This window comes from Tessaracoccus antarcticus (assembly GCF_003688855.1).
In the GTDB taxonomy this organism is placed as follows: Bacteria; Actinomycetota; Actinomycetes; order Propionibacteriales; family Propionibacteriaceae; genus Arachnia; species Arachnia antarctica.
The window spans coordinates 239,343-256,066 of the sequence record NZ_REFW01000001.1; the positions used below are offsets into that span (position 1 = coordinate 239,343).

Annotated in this window: 15 protein-coding genes, 2 pseudogenes and 1 riboswitch; of the genes and pseudogenes, 12 read left to right on the forward strand and 5 right to left on the reverse strand. The window is 66.0% G+C overall.

Annotation, left to right across the window (positions count from 1 at the left end):
* Positions 1-347: 347 nt before the first annotated feature.
* The 4 genes and pseudogenes from EAX62_RS01070 to EAX62_RS01085 all read left to right on the forward strand — a co-directional run bounded on the left by EAX62_RS01070 (position 348) and on the right by EAX62_RS01085 (position 4,610).
* A complete protein-coding gene (locus tag EAX62_RS01070; protein ID WP_199711152.1) occupies positions 348-2,663 on the forward strand; it encodes a nitric-oxide reductase large subunit in 2,316 nt (771 codons plus the stop codon).
* Positions 2,663-3,436 carry a hypothetical protein gene (locus EAX62_RS01075; protein ID WP_199711051.1) on the forward strand — a complete coding sequence of 258 codons (774 nt, stop codon included), beginning with the start codon at positions 2,663-2,665 and terminating at the stop codon, positions 3,434-3,436. Before EAX62_RS01070 ends, EAX62_RS01075 begins: the two co-directional genes overlap by 1 nt.
* Positions 3,433-4,179 (forward strand): annotated as a pseudogene (locus EAX62_RS01080) (SPFH domain-containing protein); the annotation flags it as partial. The gene EAX62_RS01075 and the pseudogene EAX62_RS01080, both read left to right, overlap by 4 nt.
* Positions 4,180-4,331: 152 nt before the next feature.
* The gene (locus EAX62_RS01085) at positions 4,332-4,610 is read left to right on the forward strand and encodes a hypothetical protein (protein ID WP_121899842.1); all 279 of its coding nucleotides are present in this window, start codon (positions 4,332-4,334) and stop codon (positions 4,608-4,610) included.
* Positions 4,611-4,648: 38 nt separating this feature from the next.
* Here the strand turns inward: EAX62_RS01085 and EAX62_RS01090 are convergent, their stop codons facing one another.
* Entirely contained in the window at positions 4,649-5,434 is a 786-nt protein-coding gene (locus EAX62_RS01090; protein WP_158600439.1) for an alpha/beta fold hydrolase, read from the reverse strand.
* 235 nt (positions 5,435-5,669) lie between these two features.
* On the opposite strand from EAX62_RS01090, the gene EAX62_RS16610 reads away from it, so the two are divergent.
* The 6 genes and pseudogenes from EAX62_RS16610 (at position 5,670) to EAX62_RS01120 (ending at position 9,326) form a co-directional block, all read left to right on the forward strand.
* On the forward strand, positions 5,670-6,467 hold the full coding sequence (locus EAX62_RS16610) for a sulfite exporter TauE/SafE family protein (protein WP_158600441.1): 798 nt from the start codon (positions 5,670-5,672) through the stop codon (positions 6,465-6,467).
* Positions 6,468-6,698: 231 nt separating this feature from the next.
* A complete protein-coding gene (locus tag EAX62_RS01100) occupies positions 6,699-7,178 on the forward strand; it encodes a hypothetical protein (protein WP_199711052.1) in 480 nt (159 codons plus the stop codon).
* Between the two features lie 218 nt (positions 7,179-7,396).
* Positions 7,397-7,657: pseudogene (locus tag EAX62_RS17415) on the forward strand (ankyrin repeat domain-containing protein); the annotation flags it as partial.
* 50 nt (positions 7,658-7,707) lie between these two features.
* On the forward strand, positions 7,708-7,842 hold the full coding sequence (locus tag EAX62_RS17420; protein ID WP_121899845.1) for a maleylpyruvate isomerase N-terminal domain-containing protein: 135 nt from the start codon (positions 7,708-7,710) through the stop codon (positions 7,840-7,842).
* Positions 7,843-7,958: 116 nt separating this feature from the next.
* Positions 7,959-8,582 carry an NAD(P)-dependent oxidoreductase gene (locus EAX62_RS01115; RefSeq protein ID WP_147453962.1) on the forward strand — a complete coding sequence of 208 codons (624 nt, stop codon included), beginning with the start codon at positions 7,959-7,961 and terminating at the stop codon, positions 8,580-8,582.
* Positions 8,583-8,756: 174 nt separating this feature from the next.
* Positions 8,757-9,326, forward strand: coding sequence for a DinB family protein (locus EAX62_RS01120; RefSeq protein WP_121899847.1), 570 nt, complete (start codon positions 8,757-8,759; stop codon positions 9,324-9,326).
* A 42-nt stretch (positions 9,327-9,368) separates the two neighbouring features.
* Here EAX62_RS01120 and metE read toward each other — a convergent pair whose 3' ends face one another.
* The gene (gene metE, locus EAX62_RS01125) at positions 9,369-11,687 is read right to left on the reverse strand and encodes a 5-methyltetrahydropteroyltriglutamate--homocysteine S-methyltransferase (RefSeq protein WP_121899848.1); all 2,319 of its coding nucleotides are present in this window, start codon (positions 11,685-11,687) and stop codon (positions 9,369-9,371) included.
* Positions 11,688-11,818: 131 nt separating this feature from the next.
* Positions 11,819-12,021: riboswitch (cobalamin riboswitch) on the reverse strand.
* Positions 12,022-12,129: 108 nt separating this feature from the next.
* Here metE and EAX62_RS01130 point away from each other — a divergent pair.
* On the forward strand, positions 12,130-12,885 hold the full coding sequence (locus EAX62_RS01130; protein ID WP_199711053.1) for a YqjF family protein: 756 nt from the start codon (positions 12,130-12,132) through the stop codon (positions 12,883-12,885).
* 335 nt (positions 12,886-13,220) lie between these two features.
* Here EAX62_RS01130 and EAX62_RS01135 read toward each other — a convergent pair whose 3' ends face one another.
* Positions 13,221-14,129 (reverse strand): VOC family protein, encoded by a 909-nt coding sequence (locus EAX62_RS01135; RefSeq protein WP_199711054.1) that lies wholly within the window; start codon positions 14,127-14,129, stop codon positions 13,221-13,223.
* 84 nt (positions 14,130-14,213) lie between these two features.
* On the opposite strand from EAX62_RS01135, the gene EAX62_RS01140 reads away from it, so the two are divergent.
* Entirely contained in the window at positions 14,214-14,681 is a 468-nt protein-coding gene (locus tag EAX62_RS01140) for a MarR family winged helix-turn-helix transcriptional regulator (protein WP_121899849.1), read from the forward strand.
* 399 nt (positions 14,682-15,080) lie between these two features.
* On the opposite strand, the gene EAX62_RS01145 is transcribed toward EAX62_RS01140, so the two are convergent.
* Together EAX62_RS01145 and EAX62_RS01150 are read right to left on the reverse strand one after the other, a co-directional pair.
* On the reverse strand, positions 15,081-15,563 hold the full coding sequence (locus EAX62_RS01145; RefSeq protein WP_147453963.1) for a hypothetical protein: 483 nt from the start codon (positions 15,561-15,563) through the stop codon (positions 15,081-15,083).
* Between the two features lie 757 nt (positions 15,564-16,320).
* Complete coding sequence (locus EAX62_RS01150) at positions 16,321-16,710, reverse strand: hypothetical protein (RefSeq protein WP_121899851.1); 390 nt, start codon at positions 16,708-16,710, stop codon at positions 16,321-16,323.
* Between the last annotated feature and the right edge of the window lie 14 nt (positions 16,711-16,724).

Here is a 16,724-nt window from a genome sequence, read left to right on the forward strand (position 1 = left end):
ACGTGATGAATCTGACCGTTGCCAATGCGGCCGATGTGGCCGACATTTCGTTTCTGGTGTTCGAAGTCGTTTTCCCATTGCCGGATTCCCACATCATCCGTCTGCTATCTTAAACAACTATTCACCATTAGCCTCGTACAACGCATCGGCACCTCAACAGCACGTCAATCGCACACTGCTTGTGCGGTTAGACACTTTGACCCGGACCCGCTGGAACAACGGTTGGCGCCGGGAAGTCGGGAATCTTCCTGGAGGGACGAGTCGTGGCCAGAACAGCGCCTGTCAACAACCCGCAACGGACTGAGTTCCTGGTGTCGAAAGGCTGGGTCCAGGGCGTTGCCATGGTCATGATCTTCGGCTTCTTCGTCATGGGATTTCTCGCAGTCCGCACCTATACCGACGGAATGCCACAACCCACAACCGTCGTCACGCAGGACGGGACGGAGGTCTTCAACGGCGCGGAGATCACAGCCGGGCAACAGACTTTCCTGCGCCGTGGACTGCACGAGTACGGCTCGGTCATGGGGCATGGTGGGTACCTCGGGCCCGACTACACCGCCGACTACCTGCGCCGTGCCTCCACGTTTGCGCTCCAGTCGCTGACCGACTCCGGCGTGCAGGACCCCCGCGGCAAACTCGTCGAGGAGATGCGCACCAACAGGTACGACGAGCAGACCGGCACCTTGGTGTACACGGACCTGCAGGCCGAAGCCTTCACCGAGGTGAAGCAGCACTACGCCGACTACTTCGGCTCCCCCACCACGCAGTACGGGCTCATTCCCAACGCCATCACCGATCCGCGGGACATCCACGAAATTACAGCGTTCATCGCCTGGACGGCATGGGCCGCGGCGGCGGAACGGCCGGGGCACAGCTATTCCTACACCAACAACTGGCCGTCGGAGCCCCTCGTCGACAACAAGCCGACGGCGGACATCCTGGTGTGGAGCGGGCTCTCCCTGTGTGCGCTGCTCGTCGGCATCGGGGTGCTGTTCGCCGCCTACGGCCGGTGGAGCACCAGAATCGGTTGGCACAGCAGCGAGACGCCCGCCCTCGCGTTCTCCCAGCCCGGAGAGGTGAAGATCACCCCGGCGCAGCGCGCCACCACGTGGTTCTTCTTCGTCGTCGCCGGAATGTTCGTCGCCCAGGCCCTGCTCGGCGCCGCCATAGAGCACTACCGCGCGGAACTCACCAGCTTCTTCGGGCTCGACCTCGCCCGGATCCTGCCCTTCAACCTGGCCCGCACATGGCATGTCCAACTCGCACTCCTGTGGACCGCCGCCTCGTTCCTCGCCGCAGCCATCTTCATCGTGCCCTTCGTCTCGGGACGTGAACCGCGCCGCCAGAACTGGCTGGCCTACGGCCTACTGGGTGCTCTGGTGATCGTGGTCGTGGGTTCCATGACCGGCGAGGCCCTCAGTATTTTTGGTGTCGAATGGGCCAAGGGATCAATTTTCTTCGACCAGCAATGGGAGTACCTTGACCTGCCCCGGTTCTGGCAGGCGCTGCTGGTCCTTGGCCTCTTCATCTGGGTGGCGATCCTGTATCGCGGCATGCGCACACGACTGAAGACGGAGAGCCGTGGAAACCTCCCCTGGCTCTTCCTGTATGCGGCCCTCGCCATTCCCGGTTTCTACGCCGTCGGGATGCTGGCCAGGCCGGACACCCAGCTCACCGTCGCGGAGTTCTGGCGGTTCTGGGTGGTCCACCTGTGGGTGGAGGACTTCCTGGAGTTGTTCACCACCGTCATGGTGGCCTACATCTTCGTGATTCTGGGCGTCGTTCGTCGCCAGATCGCCATGGCGATCATCTTCCTCGACATCATCTTGTACTCCGTCGGTGGCGTCATCGGCACCATGCACCACCTGTACTTCTCCGGCACCCCCGTGGAGCACATGGCCCTCGGCGCATTCTTCTCCGCGTTGGAGATCATCCCCCTCACCTTCCTGACCATCGAGGCGTGGACGTTCCTCCAGCTCGGGTCCCGCCAGGAGTCACGCTCCTCGGCACCCTTCCCCCACCGGTGGGCCGTGATGTTCCTCGTCGCCGTGGGGTTCTGGAACTTCCTGGGGGCAGGGGTGTTCGGTTTCCTCATCAACCTGCCGATTGTCTCCTATTACCAAATAGGCACGGCGCTGACGGCCAACCATGCCCACGCCTCCATGATGGGCGTCTACGGCATGCTCGCCATCGGGCTCGCGCTGTTCGCGCTGCGCTACATCATCCCGGCGGAGCGCTGGCCGGAACGAACTGCACGGTTCTGCTTCTGGGCGACGAACCTGGGCCTGGCCTGGATGAGCTTCGCCACACTGCTGCCGCTTGGGGTGTTGCAGCTGTGGCACTCCGTCAACAGTGGCTACTACGAGTCCCGGACGCTGGGCTACATCGCAGCGCCGGGCAATGCAGTCCTGGAGTGGTTGCGTCTCCCGGGCGACGTGGCGCTCATCAGCGGTGCCGTGGCGTTCCTGTGGATCGCGTGGCTGGGCATTCGCCACGGCATCGCCGCCACCACCCACGAGGTGCCCATGGAGCAATTGTTCGTGCTGCAGCAACCGGCAACGGTGGGCGGGCCCCTGGGGGCTGGCGCAGACCCGGGCGCCGCGGCGGGCGACGTCGAGGGCTCGCCCTACGCCTCCGACCATCGCCGCAGCGAGGCCGACTGATGGCCGGCGTGGACATCATGGTGTGGCTGGCGGCCGGTTACGGGCTCCTGCTGTTGGTCGTCGCGTGGGGCATAGACCTCGCGGCCCGCCGCACCGCGCAGCGCACCACGGCGTGGCGCTCGGGCGCCTTCACCTACCACAAGGACCACGACGCCTGGATCTGCCCGGAGGACCAGTGGCTGTGGCCACAATCCTTCGACCCCGGCAACCGTGTCATGCGGTACCGGGCGAATCCGGTGGTCTGCAACTCGTGCCCCGTCAAGGACACGTGCACCACGTCGAACACGGGCAGGGAGATCAGCCGCAACGTTGATCCGTGGCCCAGTTCCGAGGCTGAACGGTTCCACCGAGGAATCGCCTGCTGCATCGTCGTGCTGGCCATGCTGTGGCCCGCCATCACGCTGCTCACCGCCTCCAGCGCGCTGGAGCGCATCATGCTCGCAACGGTGCTCGCCATCGTGGTGGTCACCAGCCTCCCGCTGTGGTCGCACCTGCGCCGGACCCCCGCCAACTTTCCGATTCACGTGCCACTCAGGGACCTCGACGAGAACGTGGCGCAGCAGGAGCAACTCGCTCGCAGCCTCCACCAGCGTCGGGCGATGTATCGCAGCGACACCAGCAACCGCTCGGCGGACACCCCCCACACCCGCGCGGCCGTGTCGCTCCCCACACCCACGGTGCGCTACACCAGCGACACCGCACTGACGCCGGCGCAGCGGTACCAGCCAGGGTTCCCCGTCCGTCACGCCCCTGAGAGCAGAGGTCACCCATGAACCCGTGGAGCGTCGCACTGGGTGTCGTTGTGGGAGTCGCCCTCCTGCTGCTGGTCTCATCCGTGAAGGTGCTGAAGGAGTACGAGCGGGGCGTTGCTTTTCGTCTGGGGCGCCTACGGGAGCCGCTGCAGCCCGGGGTGCGGCTGCTGATGCCGATGATCGACTCCCTCGTGAGGGTGGACCTGCGGGTCGTGACGCTGACGATCCCCCCGCAGGAGGTGATCACCAAGGACAACGTTCCCGCACGGGTGAACGCGGTGGTCCTGTTCCAGGTCACGGACCCGGTCCAGTCCGTGATGGCGGTGGAGAACCACGCCATGGCGACGTCACAGATGGCGCAGACCACACTGCGTTCCGTGGTGGGGCGGGCCGACCTCGATACCCTGCTGGCGCACCGCGCCGACCTGAACGAGGACCTCGCCCGCAGCATCGACGCGCAGACCCAGCCGTGGGGTGTGCAGGTGAACGTTGTGGAGATCAAGGACGTCGAGATCCCCCAGGCCATGCAACGCGCCATGGCCAGAGAGGCGGAGGCGGAGCGTGAGCGACGGGCGAAGGTCATCAACGCCCATGGTGAACTGCAGGCGGCGGAGGAACTGGCGCAGGCTGCCGAAATCCTGGGTCGCGCACCGGCGTCGTTGCAGCTGCGCTACCTGCAGACGCTCCTTGAGCTGGGCGCCGACCAGAACTCCACGGTGGTGTTTCCGCTGCCGATGGACATCATCGGCCCATTCCTGGCAAAGGCCCCGGAGCTCCTCTCACGGCTCACCCCCGCCCCGCAACCCACACCGAACGCATCCCCGCCGCGAACCACCACGACGTCCATCTCCACGGAGACGAATCATGCCGACGGGGTCACCGCCGGGTACAGCCACCTCATTGACGGGAGCCAGCCATGAGCGCACTCGAGCCGACGGATCCCGCCCGGCCCGGGGGGACGCCCGGGATCATGATCATGATTCTGGGCGCGGCAACAACGGTATTGGGGCCATTGTTCGGTCTGCTCGCCGGGTCCATGGCGGGTTCCCCGGACCCCAATTCCACAGGCCAACTGTTCCAGTACTTCGTCATCGGCCTGTTTGTGGGCGCCGTCGGCGTCGTGATCATCTCCCTGGGCTTCGTACGGTACCGACGCTGGAGTCGCGGACAGAAGGAAGAGGCCCGCGCCCGCTGACCCACCGGATCTCGTTTGCGTGGAGTGCACGGGTGGGATTACTCCGCCGACAGGTACTCCACGATGGTTCTCGTGAGGGTGTTGTCGTCCACGCCGTGCCACCCGCCGGCGAGCACCCTGTAGGTTGCACGGGGCATTGCCTCCCCGAGCTGGGCCGACCATTCCAGCAAACTCGGCGCGGTGTGATCGCTCGCCATGATCAGCGTCGGTGTCTGCACCCCCGCGAAGCGCTGCGGCGGCGTGCCCGGCAGGAACATGAGTTCGTGGACGATGGTGCGCGTGTTCTCCAGGTCCTCCGCGCTCGGGTGGAACCCCGCGAGCACCTCCTCGGGCACCCCCACCACCTGGGTGTCGAACCAGTGGCGGGCGTCCGCGAGATCCGCGTCGATGCGGCGCTGCGCCTCGTCCCGCACGGCGAGGCCGGGATCGGGCTCAGGGTTGAGCGGCGGCTCCAGGAGTGCCAGCCGTCGAATGTCGGCGCCCGACTCCGCCGCCAGCAGGGCGAGTGTCGCGCCCGAGGAGAACCCGTACACATCGACGGGGCCGTCCGCCAGGGAGGCGATGGCCGCCAGGTCCTCGAATTCGCGCTCCACCGCGTACGGGCCTGTGGTGCTGCTCAGGCCTGTTCCACGACGGTCGTAGGTGTACACGGTGAAGTGCTCTGCGAGCGCGGAGGCGAGTGTCTGCTGCGGTGTGCCGGCGCGGGACGTGGCAACGCAGTGAACCATCACGAGCGCCGGTCCGGCGCCCTGTCGATTCCAGCTGATGCTCGTGCCGTCTGCGGATGTGACGGTGTCGCTGGTGGCGGGCGGGTGTTCTGACATGGTGATTGCGCCTCCTTGCGTGAGCCCGGGACCCACGTCGTCGCAGGCGAGGCTGACGCGTGAAAGCGTACTCGCGGGCACTGCCGTCCAACGGGTTGTTCCACACCATTTCGCCTCATGCGGGCCCTGTCCGGGTGAACCTGCCACGGATCCGGCCGTACCCGATTCCATCCCGCGTCGGACCCGGTGTGCTCGTGGGCGCCCGGCGTGCGAAGGTGGGCGAGGAGGTGGGTCTGTGAGAGCTGGAAGTACCGGTGAGGCGTCTGCGTTCATCCTCCTCACGACGGGCCTGGTGGGCGGGATCCTCTCGGGCCTGCTGGGCGTCGGCGGGGGCATTGTGCTGGTGCCCATCCTCGTCCTGCTACTCCACTACACGCAGAAGAACGGCCAAGCCACATCTCTGGCAGCCATCACGCTCACGGCACTCTCCGGCGCTGTTTCCTATGGCACTGCCGGTGACGTGCGGCTGCTTCCAGCCGCGGTCGTTGCGGTGGGTGGACTGGCGGGGGCAGTCATCGGCGTCGGGCTGGTGCGTCGGCTCTCCGAGAACCAGGTGCGGTTCGTGTTCGCACTCCTCATGGTTGCCGTTGCCGTTCGTCTGCTGTGGCCGACGACGGGGGTCGGCGACACCGCCGAGGTCGCCGCCCTGACACCGCTCGTGATGGGTGGGTACCTGCTGGCGGGCCTCAGCATGGGCGTGCTCTCCGCACTGCTGGGCGTGGGAGGGGGCGCCATCCTGGTGCCTGCCTTCATCCTTGGCTTCGGCATGTCCCCGCATGAGGCCCAAGGAACGTCCTTGGCCGTCATGGTCCCGGTGTCCCTCATGGGGGCCTGGCGCAATGCACGCCATGGCTACACGGATTGGCGAGGTGGCGCCTGGCTCGGGGTCGGCGGCGTGGCAGGGGCCCCGCTCGGGGCGTGGTTGGCACTCCTGCTGCCGGCAGAGTGGCTCTCACGCATTTTTGCCATCTTCCTCCTCTTCTCTGCCGTCCAACTCATCCGGCGTGCACGGGCACAGCGCATTGCGTCCTGAGCGGACATGGCCATGAGTAGGCCTCCAGTGGCAGGGGGTGGGTGGACCCCCCCAGTGAGCATTGCCCCGCGGCTCTATCGCCAGAGATTTCTTCAACCACCGCGCGACGACGCACGATGGGACAGACTCCTCCCATGATCCGACCCGTGCGGTGCACACCCTCGACGCCAGGGCAGCCATCCTGCTCACCGTCGCACTCTCCTCACCCAGGGCCACCGACTGGACGAACCGATGACGAGCCCACCGCGTAGGCCCACCGGGCAGTCGCAACGATCCGTCTCCCAGAAGATGGGCATCAAGCCGGGGAGCCGTACACACATGGTGTCGGCGCCCCCGTCGGCCGTGACAGCCATGGCGCTACCAGCGCTCGAGCTGCCCCCCACCCTTGAGGGAGAGTTCGGCTACCTCCACCTGTTCACGACATCGCAGGCGGAGATGGACGAAGCCTTCCCCACCCTCAAGGAGCACCTCGCAACGTCGGGGATGCTGTGGGTCTCCTGGCCCAAGGGCAGGAGGCTCGGCACCGACCTGACACTGCCTGCGGTGATCCGGATCGGCTACTCACACGGCCTGGTGGAAAGTACCTGCCTGAGCGTGGACGACACCTGGTCTGGACTCAAGTTCACCCACCCCAAACCGGGCAAGATCTACGAAAACGGTCACGGATCGTTGATCGTGAGTATCCACGGTTCGCCGGCCCGGCGAAACTGAAGGGACCTCGCGTGGTCGTTCCTCGTTCTCGACGTCGATGAGGAAGAAGCCTGCACGGTGTCCTTGGACTGCGAGTAGGGGGCGCTCCACGGCGAGGCTCTCCCCGCCCTCCCCTGGGAGGGGGCGGTACGTGCGGGAACCTGCGCCACCAGGCAAAGGATCTGCTGCGCGCCGCCAGGGCGGGCACCGCAACCCTCGACGAGGGCGTGTGGCGGGACATGCCCGGCAGTGGCGAACTTGCCCGACAACTCATCGCCGGCGGCGCAGCGGTCGACGGGCGTCCCGAGGACAGGGAGACGCCGCTGATCACCGCTGCCAGCTACGGCGACGCCGAGGTGACCCAGGTTCTCATCGACGCGGGCGCATCACTCGATGTGCTTTCGGCTCCGACCGCCGGTGGTGTGCCGTCGGCGTCAGCCGTCACGCATGCTGCCGTCTTCGGCATGACCGACGTGCTCGACCTGCTCGTCGCGGCAGGCGCACGCATCGACAGCCTGGCGCTGGCTGCTGCGGCCGGGGATCTCACCGGGTGGCCACTCGGCGCCGCCTCGTCGGGCTGCTCACCAACCTGGCACCCGCTGACTGGGACGTACCGTCCCTGTGCCACGGCTGGCGCGTGCGGGAGGTGGTGGCCCACCCCTCGATGGTCCGAAGCCAGACGTAGTCTTGACGTCGTGCCCCCGGCGACCATGACAACACCCTTGGACGTCGGTGCTGTCGGCGGTCCCCACCACGGCGGTCGGGCAACGTCAGGGAGACCAGACAACGGAGGACGGACTCATGAAGATCCTGATTTTCGGCGCCACGGGCGCAACCGGGCAGTTACTCGTCACACAAGCGATGGAGCGGGGCCACGAGGTGACGGCGTTCGTGCGCGACTCCTCGAAACTGACGCAGAAGGACATCCAGCAGGTGGTGGGCGAGATCACCGACCCCGACGCCGTGCGCGGCGCGATGGTGGGGCAGGACGCCGTGGTCAGCGCGCTGGGTCCGAGGTCCCCGCTCAAGCGTGATCCCGCATTGGTCGAGGGCATCCGCACCATCGTGGCTGCCATGCAGGACAAGGACGTCCAACGCCTCGTCTACGTCTCCACCATGGGTGTCGGCGACTCGGCGCGCCAACTGGGCTGGCTTGGTCGCGTCATCGCCGTGCCCCTGTTCCTGCGCAACGCCGTCGCGGACCATGGCGAGAAGGAGGACATCATCACCGGCACCGGCCTCCACTGGACCGTCGTGCGGCCTGCGCAGCTCACTGACGGACCCATCGCCAGCTTCAGGAGCGGAGAGGACGTCAGTGCCACCTCGTCATCGACCGGTGTCAGCCGCGCCTCCGTCGCGTCCTTCGTTCTCGACACCCTCGACGACACCGCATACATCGGGACCAAGCCCAACATCATGAGCTGAGCGCGAGGACATTCGCGCGTTGCACCCGCCCGCTGGTCATGGACGTGCACGTGCCGGTGGACGTCGTTCGCTCCCCTGTCCTCCTCTGGGTCCACGCCACCGCGCGGTGGACTTCCTGCCCCACACAATGAGCCTTTTTCGCACTCGTCAACTTGTCGAAGCCTAGGGTTGAGTATGCAAAAAACAGAGCCCCCGTGGGAGCCACCGGCCGCCGGCTCAGAGGCTGACCACCTGGTGGGCGCCCTGGACCGGCTCCGCTGGACGTTTCGTTGGAAGTGCGATGGCCTGGACAGGGACGGGCTCACTGCGAGCGTCGGACCCTCCACCCTCACGCTGGGCGGTCTACTGAAGCACTTGGCGGTCTGCGAGGACGTCATCTTCTCCTGGAAGCTGGCGGGTGAGCCGCCGGTGGCGTGGCTCGCCGCCCCCGAGGGTTCCGACGAGGAGTGGCAGTTCAGCGTCACCGACGACGACACCCCCGCAAGTCTCTACGCCATGTGGGACGACGCCGTGGAGCGTTCGCGGGCACGCTTCACACAAGCGCTGAGGGATGGCGGGCTCGACCAACTCGCCCACCTGACCTTCGACGACGGAGAGCACGTGAGCATGCGCCGGCTGGTCTTCGACCTGGTGGAGGAGTACGGCCGGCACACCGGCCATGCGGACCTGCTCCGGGAGGCCGTCGACGGCCGTGTCGGGGAGGATCCCCCGGCCACGTGGCATCCCATGGGGTCCGCCCCGTAACTGGATCGCCCCGTCACCGGCGCCCGGAGCGGGCCGGGGCGGTCAGGCCCCGGCGATCCTGGCCCTCACGGCGCGCGTTGCCTCCACCATGTGGATCAGCGCGGGCTCAACCTCGGCATAGCCACGCGTTTTCAGGCCGCAGTCGGGGTTGATCCAGAGCCGTTCGGCAGGAACCGATGTGAGGGCAAGGCCGATCAGCACCTCGATCTCGGCCTGGTCAGGAACTCGCGGCGAGTGGATGTCGTAGACGCCGGGACCGATGTCACCGTCGAACCCACGCTCCGAGATTGATGCGAGCAGCTCCATGTCGGAGCGGGCGGCCTCGACGCTGGTCACATCAGCGTTGAGTCCGTCGATGGCTTCGATGATCTCACCGAACTCCGAGTAACAGAGATGGGTGTGCACCTGCGTGTGGGCGGCAACGCTGCTGGTGGCAAGCCTGAATGCCCCCACCGACCAGTCCAGGTATGCCTGGTGATCAACAGCACGCAGCGGCAACAGCTCACGCAGGGCCGGTTCGTCCACCTGAATCATCGAGATCCCTGCTGCCTCGAGGTCGATGACCTCGTCGCGCAGGGCAAGCGCCACCTGATCCGCGGTGACGGCGCGCGGCTGGTCGTCCCGGACGAACGCCCAGGCCAGCATCGTGACCGGCCCTGTGAGCATTCCCTTGACGGGCTTGGCGGTGAGCCCCTGCGCGTAGGTCGCCCACTCCACGGTCATGGGCTCGGGTCGGTGCACGTCGCCGTACAGGATCGGCGGCCGGACGCAGCGGGACCCGTAGGACTGGACCCAGCCTGCGCGGGTACTTGCGTAGCCGTCCAGTTGTTCGGCGAAGTACTGGACCATGTCGTTGCGCTCGGGCTCGCCATGGACGAGTACGTCGAGCCCAATCCGCTCCTGGAGGGCGACGACGTCACGAATTTCGGCCTGCATCCGCTCCGTGTAGGCCGTGAGATCTGAGCGTCCCGCAGCAAAATCGGCGCGTGCCACCCTCACCGCACGGGTCTGCGGGAAGGACCCGATCGTCGTGGTCGGCAGGAGCGGGAGGGTCAGCCGCTCGCGCTGGGCGGTTTGGCGGACATGGCGGGGTTCACGCTGGCGGTCGTCAGCGGTCATGGCCGCGGCACGGGCGGTGACGTCGGGACGGAGCAGCCCCGGCACCAGGTCGCGCCGGGACACGACATCGTCGGATGCCGAGAAAGCGTCGGGGAAGCGTCCGTGCAGGGCGCCGTGGAGCGCCACGACTTCAGCGAGTTTCTGGTCGGCGAAGGCGAGTACCTCCTTCAGCGCCGGGTCAAGGTCGGTCTCGATCTCGACGTCGTAGGGGACGTGGAGCAATGAGCAGGACGTCGAGACGGAGACGTCGCGGACGGCCCCACGCCACCGGTCGAGCTCGAGCCTGGATGCGGTGAGATCGTTTCGCCAGACGTTGCGCCCGTCGACCGCCCCCAGCACCAGGGACTTCTCGGCCAGGCCGGGTGTGCCGGCCACCTCGTCGAAATCCGGACCGCGGAGAAGGTCGAGGGCCAGCCCCTCGATGGCAGTGCCGGCCAGTACCGGGAGCGTCTCCACCGGCGAGCCGAAGTAGGTGGCCACCAGAATTTTCGGACGGTGCTTCACCGCTGCCAGTCGTTCGTAGGCCCGTGCGACCGCCCCCACCTGGGCGTCGTTCAGATCGCGCACGAGCGCTGGCTCGTCGATCTGGACCCAGGCAACCCCGGGGTCTGCCAGCACGGCCAGAAGCTCGGCGTAGACCTCCACGAGATCGTTGAGTCGGGACAGGGGGGAGAAGTCATCAGGTGCCCCTGCTTCAGCCTTGGCCAGGCTCAGGAAGGTGAAGGGACCCACCACGACGGGGCGGGGCGAGACCCCTCGTGCCACTGCCTCCGCGTACTCGGCGACCGGCTTGGTGGCCCTCAAGGTGAACCTGGTGTCGGGACCGATCTCGGGCACCAGGTAGTGGTAGTTGGTGTCGAACCACTTGGTCATCTCCAGTGGCGGGACCGTCCCGGTCCCGCGGGCCATGGCGAAGTAGCGAGCCGCGTCGAAGCCGGCGAGCACGTCGGTTCCGGAGACATCCCGGAACCGCGCGGGGATCGCGTCCACCAGCACGGCAGTGTCGAGCATGTGGTCGTACCAGCTGAAGGTGTTGACCGGAACCGTGTCGAGGCCCGCACCGGCCATGGTGTCCAGAGCGTCGAGGCGCACGGCCCTGGCGGCCTCGTTCAGCGCCGCCACGTCGATGTTCCCGGCCCAGTACTTCTCGAGCGCCTTCTTCAATTCTCGCGTGCGGCCGATGCGCGGATAGCCGAGCACCGTCGCGCCGATGGTGGTTTCGCTGTGTGGTGATGCATTCATGACTCAACCCTCGTGAGCTTGCTGTTACGCAGCCCGGGTCCGCGGGGGAGATCAGCAGAGCAGCCGGGACGTGTGAGTGCCCGACAAACGGTGCCAGGCTCTTCCCACGAGAACCGCAGACCACCATGCATTGGGTACATGGTGCGCTGGCAGGTCTTCGGACTCGTGGGCTCCATGCCTGTGCCTACTGGATGTCGCTTCCCGGGCGCTGGCCCAGTGCTGATGACACCGTTCGTTCCCACTTACCGCTGCGGGGCAGTCCCGGATTCACACCGGGTTCCCTCTTGCGACGACATCCCTGGCGGGAAGTCGAACCAGCTGCAGGTTCGAGACTAGGGGGTTTTCGCCCGGGCAGCGCTCACGTCCGCCCCCTGGTCCTGTGACACAGGACCCTCACGCACCCGTGGGACCACTCCCAGCACGTGACAACTAGGATGCGGGCATGAGCCTGTCCGGCGTCGAGCCCGTCTCCTCACGTGCACCGGAGCTGACCGGCCCGTTGATGATGAACCAGAACTGGCGGGACCTCACGTTCCTGCACTGGGCCGTCGACCCTGATGAGGTTGCCCACCGCATGCCTCCCGGGGTCCGACCCGACACCCTCGACGGCGTCACCTACGTCGGCTTGATCCCGTTCCGGATGGTCGGTGCAGGGATCGCCGGCGGTCCCGGAATCCCCTGGCTGGGGTCGTTCCTGGAGACCAATGTGCGGCTCTATTCGGTCGACGACACCGGGCGCCGGGGCATAGTGTTCCTCAGCCTCGACGCTGACCGCGCGGCGGTGGTGGTCGGTGCTCGCGCCGCGTTCGGGTTGCCCTACCGCTGGGCGCGGATGCGATACCGCAAGAGCGGCGACGTGCACTCTTACGACACCCAACTCCGCCATCCCGGCACACGGGCGGAAAGCCGCATCGTGATCCGCCCGGGGGCGAGGCGCCGCAGCACCGAGCTCGACGACTTCGTCAGCGCGCGCTGGGGATTGCACGTGCACTGGTGGGGAAGGACCCTGTACGTGCCCAACCACCATGAGGCCTGGCCTGTGCATGACGCGGAGGTGTTGGTGCTGGACGACGGGCTGCTGGCGTCAGTGGGGCTGCCCGACCTCGCCGCCCGTCCGCCGGATCACGTGGCGTTCAGCCCCGGGGTTCACACTGAGTTCGGGTTTCCCGGAGACGCGGCTCGTCCACGTCGCTCGTGACGGGGCGCTTCAGGGGCCCAGGGCAGTGGTCACGCAGCACCCCCACGGGGACACACGGCAGAACCACGGCGGTACCGCTCCCGAGACCGGGGCCACCTCCGCATCAGGTCGGGTCCCACCAGCCGGTCTCCCAGATCAGTTGCGTTGGTCGACCGTCTGCGAACACACGAATCGGTAGAGGCACCGGTGCACGCACTGGTGCCGTCGTTGCGCGGATCGGCTCGACTAGTGGGTGACTTCAGGCAGCAGTGACGCTGACCTCACCTCGCGGCGCCCCCGCAGCCATAGGGCGTGGTGGGTGAACCTTCCGCCTCACCACGCCCTCGGTAGCCCGCTCAGGCCCCCACACGAACCTGGATCTCGTTTTTCCAGGGGTCTTCGAAGGCAAGGACGTTGCCATCGTTGCGGATCGCGATACTGCGGCTCGTCAGCCGTTCCTGTAACCCGCCCAGGTCGTCCTCAGATCCCACGTCGATGGTGACCTCGCCGAGACCGAGGGCAGGCCAGCGTCCGGTCGCGCCACGACTGTGCCACGTGTTCATCGCCAGGTGGTGGTGGTATCCCCCAGCAGACACAAAAAGTGCCTGCGTCCCGATTTCGGCAGTGATTTCGAAGCCGACTGTGTCGACGTAGAACGCTCGCGCCGTCTCGATGTCACCCACCTTCAGATGCACATGACCCACAGTCGCGGCCCCAACACTCGATTGACCTGCTCCATCCTCAGCGAGGTTGTCCCTCAGGAACTTATTCGGATCGAGGTAATCCGTGGTCATCCGGACTCGACCATCTTTCCAACCCCACTCCGCCCGAGGACGATCCCAGTACAGCTCAACGCCGTTTCCCTCGGGATCATCGAAGTAGAACGCTTTCGACACGCTGTGGTCGGCGCTACCGGTGAACGAGGAGGGGTAATGCCGGGCCAGCGAGTAGATCGAGGACGCCAGACCCGCCGGGTCGTCGAAAAGTAGTGCTGTGTGGAACAGTCCCGCAGCGGATGTCGGAGCATGTGTGAGCAGCGGGGTGTGCTCGAGGACGACAGCCGGGACTCCCCGCTGACCCAGCGTGATGGTCGAGCCTTTCTGGTTCAGGACATGCAGACCGAGCCCGCCCGAGTAGTACGCCGCCATCGCGTCGAGGTCGCCAACCTTGAGCGTCACAGGTCCCACGCCGGTGGAGGGGCCGAGAATCTGGTTGGCGATGGCGGCGCCCATGGTTCCGGCGCCGGTGACCGTGACTGTGTTCATGCTGCACACCCCTGATAGAATTAGTTGTTGCTACAAGCACTCTACCTTATAGTTGTCCCAACAAGTACTTGGTACGATCAGTCCATGAGCGATGAACAGTGGCTGAGCCATGAGCAACTCGCGGCGTGGAGGAAGATGATCGCGGTCGTCGAACGTCTGCCCAACATCCTGGAAACCCAGCTGCAACGCGACTCCGCCATGAGCCACTTCGAGTACTTCACATTGGCAATGCTCTCCGAAGCCAAGGATCGCAAGCTGCGGATCACCGAGCTTGCCCTGAAGACCAACGCCACCGTCGCCCGCCTGTCGCATGTGTTGTCCAGGCTGGAGAAACGCGGTCTGGTACGCCGGGAGCCGTGTCCGCACGACGGCCGCGCAACGAACGCGGCACTCACTGCCGCCGGCTGGGACGCCGTCGTCGCAGCAGCCCCCCATCACGTCCACACCGTACGAGACACCGTGATGCGGCCACTGACAAAGGCGGACGTCGCCGATTTGGACCGCATCATGGGGGCCATCCTCAGCCGGATGGACGGAGGGGGCAGGACATAGCCCACAGCAACTGCTCATGGAAACGCCGGACACCTCGTGCGCACAACACGGTCCAGCCGGGCCACGGACCGAGCCGCCGCCGAGAGTCGCTGACTCTGGATCGGGTGCGTAGGCATTGGTGCTGGGCGGCCCGTTCTTCCCCGTCGCGGTGGCGGGGCCATCAGCCTGCGTCAGCATCGTGTTCGGCCTCAAGCACCTCGCGCAGCGTTCGGAAGTCGTCTCGGTGCGAGGCCCCAGTGCGGTCATGAGGGAGAAGCGGATGGCGCCTGGAAGTCCGGTTCTCGGCAAGGCTGTCATGTCCGTTCGCATGGCGCAACGAACTCTCGAGCAGTTGGCGTCTGATGATTGGGCGCCGGACTTCCGGCCGGTGCGCGTAGGTACCCGTCGACGAGACACAGGTCACGCCGATGGCGAAACCACGCTCGCCAGTCTTCGAGATCCGCGCGGATCCCCGCCGAACCCGAAGGAGGCGGAGCCAGCTATCACGAGCACGGCGACCGTGATCCATCCTGTTCCAGGAGGCGTGTCCCAGTTGTTCTGATTGAACAGCGTCATGCTCAGGTACTCAACGATTCCGTGCGCCATGCCGAACGCAGTGGCCCCCCACAGGACGAACGCCACACCGGGAAGGACCCCACTCCTGAGCTCGGTGTTTCTCCACCAGAGCACAAGCATCACCACGACGGCCACTACGTCGACGGCTATCCACAGCCACCCCGAGATGTAGGCGTCGGGATGACGCCGGCGGTTCAGCGCCGCGAACAACCCCAAGACCGCGACGAGGGTAGGAGCCACGGCTGCGATGAGCGCGACGCAACGGGTTTCCCCACGGAGGCGGAGACCGAGAACCAGCACAACCCACGATGCGACTGCCAACACCATGCCGATTCCCGCGAGCTCGGACGCCCAGGGTGCCTGTTCAGCGATCTCAGGTGGGTACGGGAACGGGAGACCCGTGTCCATCCGCGCCAGGCAGGCGGTCGTGAACTCAGCGGTTGCCGTGGGTGCAAACACGGTGCCGACCAGCATGCTCCCCCGGCAGGGGATCCAGTGGAGATGGACCGAAACAGCCGTTGACGCTGCCGAAGCAAACAGCAAGACGCCAGCAGCGAACCACGGCCAGCGTGGCTGCGCTTGCACACTCTCGTCCTTGGTGTATTCCATTCACCGGCCCCCGCGATCGGCTAGATGCCGTGACAGTAGCAAAGGTGAAGTACGCCCGCTGCTTAGACGTAAGGCTCAAGTGGTTGCCACAAGGGGGAGCTCTTGTGGGGCCCAGCTACCCGCCCATCTTTTCAAGCGTCTTCATCACGGTGACCAGCATCCTTGGAGACTACTGCGGACACAACAACGGGCAGCGCTCCCAATCGCGAGAAGAGTGATGCCGCTGCCGATTTTTGGTGGTGGCAGTCAAGTCGAGCGGCACTGCAGATTGAACACTTCCAGGCTCAGTACCTTCAACAAACGACCTATTCCGCGAATATGTCACGGTCGATGCGTCGTCGCTCGGCATCCAGTTGGTGGCTTCCCATCCTTGGCGGTGCCTGCCCGCACAGTTGAAGCGACTAGATCCTCAAGGGTCCGCAGGCAGCAGCCAAGTTTTGACTGCACCTCTGTAGCGTCAGTCAGGCGCCCGCGGTCATGTCACTCGAAGCGTCGCGGTTCCCTCACCCAATCCCGAGACGACATTCAAGGAGACAAGGCCTGCCGCGACGGGCTTTTCGAATGTCACCTGCGTAGACGTGACACCAGTGCACTGGATTGGCAGGCGTAGGACTTCCTCGCGGTCGACCAGAATCGCGATGACGACATCAGCTCGGTCGGTGCAGTCGGTGTCGAGACTGTACTCACCTTCGAGGGAGACCTCCGGCGTTTCCTCGACTCCCCTCATATCCGGGCCGAAAACAAGTTTCGCCACGTGGGGAGCCTCCGTGGGCTCCGGCCTCGCGCAGGCGGTTGACCCGCTCAGGACAACAAGAACTATGAGGGGAGCCGCGAGGGAGTACTTGGTGGTTCGTTTCCAGAACATTGAAACCCTCCCGT

What these genes read in the sequence shown, in the direction of transcription:
- EAX62_RS01115 (WP_147453962.1), top strand. Translation starts at nt 7,959, where the DNA reads ATGAAGATCCTGATTTTCGGCGCCACGGGCGCAACCGGGCAGTTACTC.
- metE (WP_121899848.1), bottom strand. Translation starts at nt 11,687, where the DNA reads ATGAATGCATCACCACACAGCGAAACCACCATCGGCGCGACGGTGCTC.
- EAX62_RS01130 (WP_199711053.1), top strand. Translation starts at nt 12,130, where the DNA reads ATGAGCCTGTCCGGCGTCGAGCCCGTCTCCTCACGTGCACCGGAGCTG.
- EAX62_RS01090 (WP_158600439.1), bottom strand. Translation starts at nt 5,434, where the DNA reads ATGTCAGAACACCCGCCCGCCACCAGCGACACCGTCACATCCGCAGAC.
- EAX62_RS01085 (WP_121899842.1), top strand. Translation starts at nt 4,332, where the DNA reads ATGAGCGCACTCGAGCCGACGGATCCCGCCCGGCCCGGGGGGACGCCC.
- EAX62_RS01120 (WP_121899847.1), top strand. Translation starts at nt 8,757, where the DNA reads ATGCAAAAAACAGAGCCCCCGTGGGAGCCACCGGCCGCCGGCTCAGAG.
- EAX62_RS01100 (WP_199711052.1), top strand. Translation starts at nt 6,699, where the DNA reads ATGACGAGCCCACCGCGTAGGCCCACCGGGCAGTCGCAACGATCCGTC.
- EAX62_RS01145 (WP_147453963.1), bottom strand. Translation starts at nt 15,563, where the DNA reads ATGGTGTTGGCAGTCGCATCGTGGGTTGTGCTGGTTCTCGGTCTCCGC.
- EAX62_RS01075 (WP_199711051.1), top strand. Translation starts at nt 2,663, where the DNA reads ATGGCCGGCGTGGACATCATGGTGTGGCTGGCGGCCGGTTACGGGCTC.
- EAX62_RS01150 (WP_121899851.1), bottom strand. Translation starts at nt 16,710, where the DNA reads ATGTTCTGGAAACGAACCACCAAGTACTCCCTCGCGGCTCCCCTCATA.
- EAX62_RS01140 (WP_121899849.1), top strand. Translation starts at nt 14,214, where the DNA reads ATGAGCGATGAACAGTGGCTGAGCCATGAGCAACTCGCGGCGTGGAGG.
- EAX62_RS01135 (WP_199711054.1), bottom strand. Translation starts at nt 14,129, where the DNA reads ATGAACACAGTCACGGTCACCGGCGCCGGAACCATGGGCGCCGCCATC.
- EAX62_RS01070 (WP_199711152.1), top strand. Translation starts at nt 348, where the DNA reads ATGATCTTCGGCTTCTTCGTCATGGGATTTCTCGCAGTCCGCACCTAT.